Origin of the sequence: Streptococcus australis, assembly GCF_901543175.1 — a bacterium.
GTDB lineage: Bacteria > Bacillota > Bacilli > Lactobacillales > Streptococcaceae > Streptococcus > Streptococcus australis_A.
The window spans coordinates 1,644,618-1,656,974 of the sequence record NZ_LR594040.1 but is presented as its reverse complement, the minus strand read 5'-3'; the positions used below and the strand labels follow the sequence as shown (position 1 = coordinate 1,656,974).

Annotated in this window: 11 protein-coding genes; 8 read left to right on the top strand and 3 right to left on the bottom strand. The window is 41.9% G+C overall.

The genetic code is table 11. The features are described from left to right. Positions 1-28: 28 nt before the first annotated feature. Entirely contained in the window at positions 29-991 is a 963-nt protein-coding gene (locus FGK98_RS08540; protein ID WP_138100823.1) for an asparaginase, read from the bottom strand. 65 nt (positions 992-1,056) lie between these two features. On the opposite strand from FGK98_RS08540, the gene FGK98_RS08535 reads away from it, so the two are divergent. Next, positions 1,057-2,442, top strand: coding sequence for a Cof-type HAD-IIB family hydrolase (locus FGK98_RS08535; RefSeq protein WP_138100822.1), 1,386 nt, complete (start codon positions 1,057-1,059; stop codon positions 2,440-2,442). Between the two features lie 34 nt (positions 2,443-2,476). Here FGK98_RS08535 and FGK98_RS08530 read toward each other — a convergent pair whose 3' ends face one another. Continuing rightward, positions 2,477-2,929, bottom strand: coding sequence for a universal stress protein (locus tag FGK98_RS08530; RefSeq protein ID WP_138100821.1), 453 nt, complete (start codon positions 2,927-2,929; stop codon positions 2,477-2,479). A gap of 241 nt (positions 2,930-3,170) precedes the next feature. On the opposite strand from FGK98_RS08530, the gene FGK98_RS08525 reads away from it, so the two are divergent. The 4 genes from FGK98_RS08525 to FGK98_RS08510 all read left to right on the top strand — a co-directional run bounded on the left by FGK98_RS08525 (position 3,171) and on the right by FGK98_RS08510 (position 7,721). After that, positions 3,171-4,385, top strand: coding sequence for a pyridoxal phosphate-dependent aminotransferase (locus tag FGK98_RS08525; protein ID WP_138100820.1), 1,215 nt, complete (start codon positions 3,171-3,173; stop codon positions 4,383-4,385). Between the two features lie 250 nt (positions 4,386-4,635). Next, on the top strand, positions 4,636-5,220 hold the full coding sequence (locus FGK98_RS08520; RefSeq protein WP_138100819.1) for a DUF2625 family protein: 585 nt from the start codon (positions 4,636-4,638) through the stop codon (positions 5,218-5,220). Positions 5,221-5,478: 258 nt separating this feature from the next. Further along, complete coding sequence (rpmH, locus tag FGK98_RS08515; protein WP_000831905.1) at positions 5,479-5,613, top strand: 50S ribosomal protein L34; 135 nt, start codon at positions 5,479-5,481, stop codon at positions 5,611-5,613. A 143-nt stretch (positions 5,614-5,756) separates the two neighbouring features. Further along, a complete protein-coding gene (locus tag FGK98_RS08510) occupies positions 5,757-7,721 on the top strand; it encodes a peptide ABC transporter substrate-binding protein (RefSeq protein WP_138100818.1) in 1,965 nt (654 codons plus the stop codon). A 276-nt stretch (positions 7,722-7,997) separates the two neighbouring features. Here FGK98_RS08510 and FGK98_RS08500 read toward each other — a convergent pair whose 3' ends face one another. Continuing rightward, positions 7,998-9,842, bottom strand: coding sequence for an APC family permease (locus tag FGK98_RS08500; RefSeq protein ID WP_138100817.1), 1,845 nt, complete (start codon positions 9,840-9,842; stop codon positions 7,998-8,000). 151 nt (positions 9,843-9,993) lie between these two features. On the opposite strand from FGK98_RS08500, the gene FGK98_RS08495 reads away from it, so the two are divergent. From FGK98_RS08495 to FGK98_RS08485, 3 genes are read left to right on the top strand one after another with little or no spacing between them, the layout of a single operon-like run. After that, positions 9,994-10,767, top strand: a complete 774-nt coding sequence (locus FGK98_RS08495; protein WP_138100816.1) for a TatD family hydrolase — start codon at positions 9,994-9,996, stop codon at positions 10,765-10,767. After that, positions 10,767-11,345: a ribonuclease M5 gene (gene rnmV, locus FGK98_RS08490; protein ID WP_138100815.1), complete on the top strand. Its 579-nt coding sequence runs from the start codon at positions 10,767-10,769 to the stop codon at positions 11,343-11,345. Before FGK98_RS08495 ends, rnmV begins: the two co-directional genes overlap by 1 nt. After that, entirely contained in the window at positions 11,342-12,196 is an 855-nt protein-coding gene (locus FGK98_RS08485; protein WP_138100814.1) for an SDR family NAD(P)-dependent oxidoreductase, read from the top strand. The genes rnmV and FGK98_RS08485 overlap by 4 nt, the downstream gene beginning before the upstream one ends. Positions 12,197-12,357: the final 161 nt, after the last annotated feature.

Sequence of the window (12,357 nt, the reverse complement as noted above, 5' to 3'; positions counted from 1 at the left end):
TCCTGATTTTGCGTTCTAGAGAAGGGGCTTAGCCTTCCATATAGTCTTTTAAGGCTTGTCCTTTTAGTCCAGCATTAAGGGCGATTAATAATTTGAGGCGAGCTTTTTGAGCGTTGAGTTCTTTGACAAAGAAAACACCAGCTCGTTGCAACTGCACTCCTCCACCTTGGTAGGCGTAGACAGGTTCAGCAATACCATTAAAACATCGTGAGACCAAGGCGACTGGAATTCCTTTTTGGAGGAGATTTTCCAACTTTTGAGCTGTTTCTTTGGGAACATTGCCTGCTCCAAAGGCCTGAATGACTAGGCCATCCAGTTGTTCCAAGTCTAACATATCGATCAGCTCGTCTGTCATACCTGCATAGGCTGAGATGATGGGAACCAGACCTTGAATATGCTCGAGATCAAAACGGACACGAGGTTCGGCCGTTTTGAAGTAGAGGATTTCTTGCTTCATGATGAGGCCAAGTGGTCCATGTGTTGGGGTTTGAAAGGTGCTGACGTTGGTCGTATGAGTTTTGGTAACATACTTGGCTGCGTGGATCTCATCGTTCATGACGACCAAAACGCCCTTGTCGGCTGCTTTATCATCGCTGGCAACTCGTAAAGCGCTCAGATAGTTATAAACACCATCGCTACCAAGTTCGTTTGAACTACGCATGGCCCCTGTTAGAACGATGGGGATGGGAGGAATTTTCATGGTATCAAGGAAGTAAGCTGTTTCTTCTAAGGTATCTGTACCATGTGTGATGACAACTCCATCGTAGTTATCAGCTTCCTCTTTGATTTTATGATAGAGTGCAAGCATATGCTTGGGTTTGATATGAGGGCTTGGCAGATTAAAAAAGTCTAGGGCATGAACCTCAATCCCTTCAAGTGGATTGGAAACATGGTTCATGGGATTGTCCTGACTAGTCACAACTGCGCCAGAGGCGTCTGCCTGCATGGAAATAGTCCCACCTGTATGTAAAACAAGGATTTTCTTAGGCATGATTTAGTCACTCCTTCTGAAATGTGGTATAATCATTGTAACACAAAAGGGGAGAATGGAATAGGATGGAAGTCAAAGCTGTTTTTTTTGATATCGATGGAACGCTAGTCAACGATCGTAAGAGTGTTTTGAAATCCACTAAGGACGCGATTCGGATCGTGAAAGAGCAAGGGGTGCTTGTTGGAGTGGCGACAGGACGGGGACCTTTCTTTGTCAAGGAATTGATGGAAGATTTAGACTTGGATTTTGCAGTGACCTACAACGGCCAATACATCTTTAATAAAGAAAAGGTGCTCTTTGCTAGTCCGATTGCTAAGTCAAGTCTACGTCAACTGATTGCTTATGCTAAGAAGGAGCGTAAAGAAATCGCTCTTGGAACGGAGCATGCAGTTGTTGGCTCTAAAATTATGTCCTTTGGTCTCGGATCCTTTTCACAGCTGGTTAGCCGTTTTATCCCGACTGTCTTAACAAGAACCGTTAGCCGTTCCTTTAATCGAATGGTTAGTAAGGCAGTCCCTCAAAAGGAAGATGACCTGCTTCGCTTGATTAATGAGCCAATCTATCAAGTGTTAATGCTGATGACTCCTGAAGAATCTGAGAAAGCTGCAAGTGATTTTGAAGATTTGAAATTGACTCGAAGCAATCCTTTCGCAGCAGATATCATCAACCAAGGGAATTCAAAATTAGAAGGAATTCGCCTAATTGGGAAAGAATATGGATTCGACCTCAACCAAGTCATGGCCTTCGGAGATTCAGACAATGACCTGGAAATGTTGGCGGGTGTCGGCATGTCTGTAGCCATGGGAAATGGCAGTAACAGCGTCAAAGAGGTTGCCAAACACATCACTGCAAGTAACCAACAAGATGGTATCCACAAGGCGCTTGAGCACTTTGGCGTTTTAGCTTCAGAAAAAGTGTTTGTCAGTCGGGACTACCACTTTAATAAAGTCAAGACCTTCCACCACATGATGGATGAGCGGACTCAAGAAGAGCCGCAAGCATGGGATATTGAAGGGGCGACCCATCGTGCAGACTTTAAAATTGAAGAATTAGTGGAGTTTGTTCGTGCAGCAAGTTCTTCAGAGGAAGAATTCCAGCAGTCGCTTGCAAGCATGCACGAGGCGATTGATAAGGCGGTAGAGAAAGTGGTGAAAAAGACACCTGCCCAAAAAGATTTGATTGGACAAGTTGATGCCTTGCTCGATACCCTCTACTTTACCTATGGTAGCTTTGTCTTGATGGGAGTAGATCCGGAACGTATCTTTGACATTGTTCACGAGGCGAATATGGGGAAAATCTTCCCTGATGGAAAAGCTCATTTTGATCCAGTTACTCATAAAATTTTAAAACCAGATGACTGGGAGGAAAAGTATGCTCCAGAAGCTGCTATTAGAAAAGAAATTCAACGACAAGTCAAGGCTTATGAGCGCCACAAAGAGAGAAATAAGTAAGAAAAAAGGAGCCTAGTAGGCTCCCTTTGTGTTCTTATAATGTTTTTTCTTGTTCTCTCACGACAAGCAAATCGACTTTTGCATGGCGGAGGATGTATTCAGATGAAGAGCCAACCAAGAGGCGTTCAAAGGCATTAAGGCCCGTTGCACCGACGAGAATCAAGTCAACATTTTCAGCGTCTGGAATAGTACGAGCAAGGAGGGTTTTTGGATTTCCCATTTCGATGACGATGTGAATATCAGTCACACCAGCATCTCTTGCGCGTTTTTCGTACTCTTTCATAAGACTTTCAGCGTCGACTTGGAGTTCTTCGTAAACTTCAGCATCAAAGGTAGATACGCTTTGAAGAGCGCGTGTGTCAATAACATGGACAATGGTGAGCTTAGATTCATTGCGTAGAGCGGTATAAACACCCTTGACGAAAGCTAAGTCTGCTTCTTTAGAACCATCAATTGCGACCATAACATTTTGGTAACGTTGTGCCATAATGAAACCTCCTGAAATTTTCTTACTTTTATTGTAACCCTTTTCACTAAAGAAGTAAAGTAAAAATCATATTTTAAATCATATTGTTGGTCATAAACTTAGTGCGTATATATAAATAAAAGAAAATTGGTGAGGATTCCCATTGTCAATACTTTTTCTTTTGCTTCCTTGTTTATGGAAGCTTGTCGCAGCGACTTTCTAGTGGTATAATGTTACTATCCTGACGAATTGAGGAAAAAAGATGAAAGAATTTAACAAATCTAGCAAGCTAGAGCATGTGGCTTATGATATCCGTGGCCCTGTTTTGGAAGAAGCCATGCGGATGCGAGCAAATGGAGAAAAGATTTTACGCCTGAATACAGGGAATCCAGCAGAATTTGGCTTTACAGCGCCGGATGAGGTCATTCATGATTTGATTATGAACGCGCGTGATAGCGAAGGATACTCTGATTCTAAAGGAATTTTCTCAGCCCGTAAGGCCATCATGCAGTATTGCCAACTGAAGAAATTCCCAAATGTGGATATTGATGATATTTACCTTGGAAATGGTGTCAGTGAGCTGATTGTCATGTCCATGCAGGGGCTTTTGGACAATGGAGATGAGGTCCTGGTGCCTATGCCAGACTATCCTCTCTGGACAGCCGCTGTCAGCCTAGCTGGGGGAAATGCCGTTCACTATATCTGTGATGAGGCTGCAGAATGGTACCCTGATATTGACGATATCAAGTCAAAAATCACTTCCAATACCAAGGCCATTGTCCTTATCAATCCAAATAACCCAACTGGAGCCCTTTATCCCAAGGAACTCTTGTTGGAGATTATTGAGATTGCACGTCAAAACGACTTAATTATCTTTGCGGATGAGATTTATGACCGCATGGTGATGGACGGACATGTTCATACACCGGTAGCAAGTCTGGCTCCAGATGTCTTCTGCGTCAGCATGAACGGTCTTTCGAAATCCCACCGTATCGCTGGTTTTCGTGTGGGTTGGATGGTCTTGTCCGGACCTAAGACCCATGTCAAGGGCTATATCGAAGGGCTCAATATGCTGTCTAACATGCGCCTTTGCTCCAACGTTTTGGCCCAGCAGGTAGTACAAACCTCGCTAGGTGGGCACCAGTCGGTGGACGAATTGCTCCTTCCTGGTGGTCGTATCTATGAGCAAAGAAACTTTATCTATAATGCCATTCAGGATATTCCTGGTTTGTCCGCAGTCAAGCCTAAGGCGGGTCTTTATATCTTCCCGAAAATCGACCGTAATATGTATCGCATCGATGATGATGAACAGTTTGTGCTTGATTTCTTGAAACAAGAAAAGGTTCTCTTGGTTCATGGTCGCGGCTTTAACTGGCAAGAACCAGACCATTTCCGTATCGTTTACCTTCCTCGTGTGGACGAATTAGCACAAATCCAAGAAAAGATGACTCGTTTCTTGAAACAGTATCGTAGATAGGGGTTCTATAAGGTTCAACTAGATTTTAGCGTTTTATCTCAGAGAAAGCGAACGTTTTTATGATTTAAACGTTACCTCTCTGAGATTTTTATTTCCTTGGAAGAATACTGGGCAAGTATAATATCCTGAAAGATTAGAATTTATTGTTAGAATTGATTAGACATTCTGAACTTAGAAACTTTAATATTATAAACATTAGTAACTATGAACTACAAGAGTAAAGATGAATAGAGGATAATAGGTAAATAAAATGCCAACTATGAAAGAGATTCTTGAAAAATTTGATGAAAGTTCCAATGATATTAAGTTTTTAGAATTTAATAAAAAAATAACGGACAGTATAGAAACACCACAAGAGCTGAAGTTTATCTTAAAACATTTTTCTTATATAACTGTTAATGGTTATTTAAAGATTTTGGGGAATGATTCAGAGAATGGTTTCATCTATTGCAATGAATTGTTTTCAAGATGTTATAATCCTGAGCGTTGTTTGATAGCTTATGATATCTTGGGTGGTCTATTTGCAATAAATATTGAAAAATTAAATTCAATAGAATATTTCGCCCCTGATACATTAGAATGGGAGGATTTGGAGATAGATTACAAGGGATTTTTATATTGGGTTACGACAAGTCAGTTAGACACATTTTATCAAGAACTTATAGTACCAGATTTGTTCAAATTAGATTTATCGCTTGAAACAAATGAAGTTGTTCTGACCTATCCTTTTATTTGGTCAATGGAATACACTCCATCAGGTGCAGTTAGAAAAATAGTTCCTTTTAAAGAATTGTTAGAAATGAATGCTAATTTTTGTAGACAGTTTGGGATATGAAATCGGTGGATTCAATATAGGAAATGCATGTTGGCAAGAATTATTTTTTACTGATTTATTAGCATCTGAAGAGAATGTTACTGTTAACTGTTTCAGATAAGGGCTTTCAATAAGGGCTTTCATAGGAAAAGCTCGAAAACATTTGCTTGGAGCTATTGACAAAAGTGGCAGAATCAGATAGAATAGTAAAGTATGTTTAGTAACTGATCACTTTATAGCCGGCTAAACGAATACAAAATCTATGAGGAGGTATTCATCGTGAAACGTACTTATCAACCAAGTAAACTTCGTCGTGCGCGCAAACACGGATTCCGTAACCGTATGTCAACTAAAAACGGTCGTCGCGTATTGGCAGCTCGTCGTCGTAAAGGACGCAAAGTTTTGGCTGCTTAATCCAAACGAATTCAACAAAGAAGTCAGTAGGAACTCGAGTCTACTGGCTTTTCTTTTTTTCTATAATATCAGTCTGTAAATGCTTTATATTTTTGCTGAAATAGTGTATAATATTTCACATACTATAAAAATGGAGAACAGTTATGAAGAAATCAAAAGCCCTCCTACTAGGGGCTGGAATTTTGAGTGCAAGCTTCTTGATGGTGGCTTGTAGCTCGACGCAGTCAAATGCTGCAGATAAAACTTACTCGTATGTATTTGCAAGTAATCCAGATACATTAGACTATATCACTTCAACACGTGGATCGACCTCTAGTATTACGACAAACTTGATCGATGGTTTGTTGGAAAATGATCAGTACGGGAACCTCGTCCCTTCTATGGCAGAGTCATGGACAGTATCAAAAGATGGTTTGACCTATACCTACAAAATCCGCCAAGGAGCTAAGTGGTATACCTCTGAGGGAGAAGAATATGCTGAAGTGACAGCTCATGACTTTGTGACCGGTCTTAAGTATGCAGCTGATAAAAAGGCAGAAAACTTGTACTTGGTACAAGACTCAATCAAGGGTTTGGCAGACTATGTTGAGGGAAAAACATCTGACTTTGAGACTGTTGGAGTCAAGGCTGTGGATGATTATACTCTTCAATATACTTTGAACAAGCCGGAGTCTTATTGGAATTCGAAGACAACCGGAGGAATTTTGAGTCCTGTCAATGAAGCCTTTTTGAAATCTAAGGGAGACGATTTTGGAAGTGTTACCCCATCTAGCATCCTGTCCAATGGGCCATACTTGTTCAAGTCTTTCACATCAAAATCTTTAATTGAGTTTGAAAAGAATCCTAATTACTGGGATAAGGACAATGTGAAGATTGAGAAGGTAAAACTTTCCTTCTATGATGGTTCAGACCAAGATAGTTTGGCTCGAGGATTCTTAGAAGGCAACTACACAGACGGACGTATCTTCCCGACAAGTTCTGTCTTTGACCAGCTGAAAAAAGGAAATGAGGATAAGATTACTTATACTCCTCAAAACGCTGTGACCTTCTATTATCTTTTCAATGTCAACCGTCAAAGTTACAATCAAACCATGAAACAGACGGATAAAGAAAAGGCGGATTCGCGTCTAGCTATGCAAAATAAAGATTTCCGTCAGGCGATTAACTTTGCCTTTGACCGTCATGCCTACGCTGCCCAGACTAATGGAGAAGATGGAGCTGACCGTATCCTTCGAAACACTGTCACACCAAGCAACTTTGTTCAAATCGGTGGCAAAAACTTCGGGGATGCTGTTAATGAAAAGATGGTCAACTATGGTACAGAGTGGTCAAATATCAATCTGAACGACGCTCAACCTGCCTTCCTGAATGCTGATAAAGCCAAGGCAGAATTTGCTAAAGCTAAAGAAAGTTTGCAGGCAGAAGGTGTTACCTTCCCGATCCATTTAGACATGCCAGTAGACCAGACTGCCAAGTTAGACGTACAGCAAGCAAGTTCTTTCAAGCAGACAGTTGAAGAGACACTTGGATCAGATAATATTGTTATCGATGTGATTCAATTGTCTCCAGACGAGAAAGACAACGCAACCTTCTTTGCTGACACAGCTGAACAAAAGGACTATGACATCGACATCTCAGGCTGGAGCGGAGATTACTCTGATCCTAGGACCTATCTTGATCTCTTGGATCCAGACTCTGGTTCTCAGTTAAAAAATCTTGGTTTGACCCCAGGAAAAGACAATAATATCAAGGACAAGATTGGTCTTTCTGACTATAAGAAACTCTTGGATCAGGCTGATGCGGAAATCACAGATACTCAAGCTCGCTATGAAAAATTTGCTGAAGTTCAAGCTTGGCTAACAGATAGTGCTCTCTTCCTACCTGTTCAAAGTGGTGGAGCAAATCCAATTTTCCGTAAGACTGTGCCATTCACAGGAGCCTTCTCATTTGTCGGACACAAAGGGGATGCGGACAACTACAAATATGTTGAGTTGCAAAAGGAGCCCGTAACTGCGAAACAGTATCAAGAGCTTTATGAAAAATGGCAAAAAGAAAAAGCTGAGTCCAACAAAAAAGCTCAGGAAGATTTAGCTAACCACATTCAATAATATGCCTAGTCATTCTTTTCAGTTAATACTCCATGAAAATCAAAGAGCAAACTAGAAAGTTAGCCGCAGGTTGCTCAAAGCACCGCTTTGAGGTTGTAGATAAGACTGACGAAGTCAGCTCAAAACACTGTTTTGAGGTTGCAGATAAGACTGACGAAGTCAGTCACATATATAATCCAAGGTGAAGCTGACGTGGTTTGAAGAGTATAAGCCTAGTGACTGGATTCAGAAAAAGGGCCTTACCAGACGCTTATTGGTTCTGGTAGGGCCTTTTCTTTATTCTTTTAAGTGATAAGAGTAGCTAGCGACAACGATGTCTTGGTGCCAACGAAGGGCGTATTTGAGTTTGAGACTCATCTGATTGTGCAGGATATTTTGCCAAGGTTTATTAGGGATAAACTGGGGGACGAGGACAGTGATTGTATAGTTCTTTTTCTGAGCTTCCTCGGAAATCCGTTTGACATACTTGACAGTAGGGGTGATGATGTCGCGGTAGCTGGTCTTGATGTTTTTTAGAGTAATGGTTGGGAAGTAATCGGCAAATTCTTGGAGAATTTCTTGGTCTTTTTCGGCAGTTTCTTTAGTAGAAATGTGCATGGCCAACACTTCGTCACCGATACTTTGAGCGTAGTTAATGGCTCCGACGCTGACTCGGGTGACATTTCCTACTAAGACCAGAACCAGATTGCCGTCGTAAGTACGTTTTTCGCTTCCTTCATAGAGTCGCAGCTGTCGGGCTACTTTTTGGTAATGACTGTGAATTGCCAAGAAGAGTAGAGTGAGTACGAGAATAATCGGGAAGAAAGGCCAGATATCACTGAGACGGAAAAAGAGCAGGATTAGCACAATAGCGTAGCAAATGATGGCCCCAAGGATATTAGCAAGAGCAGGTTTTAAGAAGTTGGCCCCTTTTTCCTTTTTCCAATGGCGAATCATCCCAGTCTGAGATAGGGCGAAGGGAACGAAGACCCCGATAGTATAAAGAGGAATCAAGCGTTCGGTATTGCCATTAAAAATGAGAAGAAGAATCATAGCCCCAAAAGCCAGAGTTAAAATTCCATTGGAGTAGCCCAGGCGGTCTCCTTTTTCCATAAAGAGATGGGGCATGTATTTGTTTTTAGCCATATTGTAAGCCAGCATAGGGAAGGCCGAAAATCCAGTATTTGCAGCTACGGCCAAAATCAAGGCTGTCGAGAACTGGAAGAGATAGTAGCTAGCATGACCAAAGAATGAATCACCAAGAATCCCCTTGGCCATTTGTGAAAGTATTGTTTCACCGTGTTGAGGCATAATCCCCATCCAGTAGTTTAGGAAGGTGATGCCTGCAAAAAGAAATCCTAAAATCAGTGACATAATGGTCAAGGTTTGAGCAGCATTCTTTTCTTTTGGAGCCTTGAAAAAGGGAACGGCATTTGAAATAGCTTCAACCCCTGTCAGAGAGGCAGATCCGCTGGTAAAAGCTCTTAGGATGAGAACGATAGACAGACTCGGAACAGTATGCCCAATAGGGGAAGTTGCCTGATAGCTGAGAGAACCAGTTACTAGTTGAAAGAATCCATAGAGCAAGAGAAAGACAGTACTGAAGATAAAGAGGTAGACGGGAATCATCAGTGAGCTGGCAGATTCTTTCAATCCTCTTAAATTCAAGAGCATGAGCAGGCAGACTAGGAAAATAGAGATATGAAGATTATAAGGATGGAGGGTAGGGATGGCTGCTGTAATAGCATCAGCTCCAGACGCAACGGATACGGCTACTGTAAGCATATAGTCAACAAGGAGGCTACCCCCTGCAATCAAGCCCAGTTCAGGGGAGAGATTTTCCCGAGTGACCATATAAGCCCCTCCGCCTTGAGGATAGGCATGAATGATTTGACGATAGGAAATCGTCAAACTAGCGAGCAGTAAGAGGACAAAAATACCGATAGGGAGGCTCCACCAAATAGCAAGAGGAGAGAGACTGACTAATACGAGAATGACTTGTTCAGGTCCATAGGCAATAGAAGACAGGGCATCACTGGATAACATTGCAAGTGCCTGCATTTTTCCAAGTAATCCCCCTTCGCCGTCTGTGAGAGACTTGAGTGGTCGACCGATAAAGGTATATTTTAATTTTCTAAACATTTTCTTTTCCTTTGCTGAAAATTTCAATAAGTGTTATTATACTGCTTTGAAAAAGAGCAGTCAAGGGAGAATGATTGGTATTAGAATATTTTTACAAGCCGAGGGATGCTATTTTTGGTATAATAGATGGAAGAAAATGAGGTTAGAAGAGATGATTTTTGATACGCACACACATTTAAATGTAGAAGAATTTGCAAGACGTGAGGCCGAAGAAATCGCCTTGGCTGCTGAGATGGGCGTGACTCGGATGAACATTGTTGGTTTTGACAAGCCGACCATTGAACGTGCCCTGGAGTTAGCAGATGAGTATGAACAACTCTACGCGACTGTTGGCTGGCATCCGACGGAAGCAGGGACATACACAGACGAGGTCGAAGCTTACTTGCTTGAAAAGCTAAAACATCCCAAGGTTGTTGCTTTAGGTGAGATTGGTCTGGACTACCATTGGATGACAGCACCTAAGGAAGTGCAGGAACAGGTTTTTCGTCGTCAGATTCAGCTGTCTAAGGATTTGAACTTGCCCTTTGTGGTCCATACCCGTGATGCGCTAGAAGATACTTATGAGATTATCAAGAGCGAGGGCGTTGGTCCTCGTGGTGGAATTATGCACTCATTCTCAGGCTCTTTGGAGTGGGCGGAGAAGTTTGTCGAGCTTGGCATGACCATTTCTTTCTCAGGTGTGGTGACCTTTAAGAAAGCGACGGATATCCAAGAGGCTGCTAGGGAACTTCCTTTGGACAAGATTTTGGTAGAAACGGATGCACCTTACCTGGCTCCTGTTCCTAAACGTGGCCGTGAAAACAAAACAGCCTACACACGCTATGTGGTGGACTTTATCGCTGACTTGCGCGGCATGACGGCAGAAGAGCTAGCAGCAGCAACGACTGCAAATGCAGAGCGGATTTTTGGATTGGACAGCAAGTGATGAAAGAAAAAATTTCCCAAGTCATCGTGGTCGAAGGTCGCGATGATACGGCCAATCTCAAACGTTACTTTGATGTAGAGACCTATGAAACACGAGGTTCCGCCATAAATGACCAGGATATAGAACGCATTCAGCGCCTGCATGAATTGCATGGAGTCATTGTCTTTACAGATCCTGACTTTAACGGTGAGCGCATTCGTCGCATGATTATGACGGCCCTTCCAACAGTGCAGCATGCTTTTCTCAAACGAGATGAAGCGGTTCCCAAGTCCAAGGCTAAGGGGCGTTCTCTGGGAATCGAACACGCCAGCTATGAAGATCTAAAAACAGCGCTGGCTCAGGTGACAGAACAATTTGAAAACGAGAACGAGTTTGACATTAGTCGCAGCGACTTGATTCGCCTTGGTTTCCTAGCGGGAGCAGACAGTCGTAAGCGCCGAGAGTATCTGGGCGAACAGCTCCGCATCGGCTATTCCAACGGCAAGCAGTTGCTCAAGCGTTTAGAGTTATTTGGAGTGACCTTGGCAGAAGTGGAAGAGGTTATGACTAAGTATTCAGTCCAAGGGAGTCAGAAATGAAAAAAGTGATTATTACGGGTGGCAATAGTGGTATTGGCTACCAGGCTGCTAAACAGTTAGCTGAAAAGGGCTGGTCAGTGACCCTATTTTGCCGGCGAAAAGAAGCTGCTGAGCAAGCCTGTGAGAAAATCCGTCAACAAACAGGAAATCCGCATGTAGATTATATCTTGGTTGATCTATCTGATATGAAGAGTGTCAGGAAAGCAGCGGAACAGTATATCCAAAAAGAAGATACTTTAGATGTTTTAATTAACAATGCGGCTGATTTTGATTTATCGGTCAAAAAGCCCATCCTGACTAAGGATGGTTTAGAAAAGCAATTTGCGACCAATGTTGTCGCCCCTTTCTTGCTTTCTATCTTGTTGAAAGGTTTATTGGAAAAGTCTGAGAGTGGTCGGATTATTAATATTTCTTCTCAAGGGCTGGTGCTTTATCCTTTCATGAAACTTGATTTTGAAAATTTATCTGGTCAAAAACGTTACAGTCCTGCCAAGACTTATTATCAAAATAAACTGGCCTTGTTGATGCTGTCGCTTTATATGCGGAAACATTGGAAAGGTGTCAAGGTTCAGGCAATCCGTGTGACCAATGTCAAAGTTGATATGCGTCGCTATGATCACCTCAGCGCTTTTATGAAAAATCTGTATAAAATTAAGTCGAAATTTTCGATTAGTCCTGAAGAAATGGCCAAAGTTTATACAGCTTTATCTACAGAAGATCGCTATGAAGGATTTTTGTATGACGAGAAATGCAGGGAAGTAAAAGCAAATGCACCTGCTTACGAAGAAGAGGAGCAAGAAAAACTCTATTCTTTGCTTGAACGCCTGACTTTTTCAAGAGACAATTCATAAAGGATTAGAAAAATAAATTTTATGCTTACTTTAATAGTGGAAAGAAATTTAGATATCGAAATCTGTTTGCAGAGTCCTGAAAAGTGATAACAATAACCAGATAACCCGAAAATACAAAGGGAATGTGTTACAATAGAGGTAAGTAGATTTATTTCTAGGGG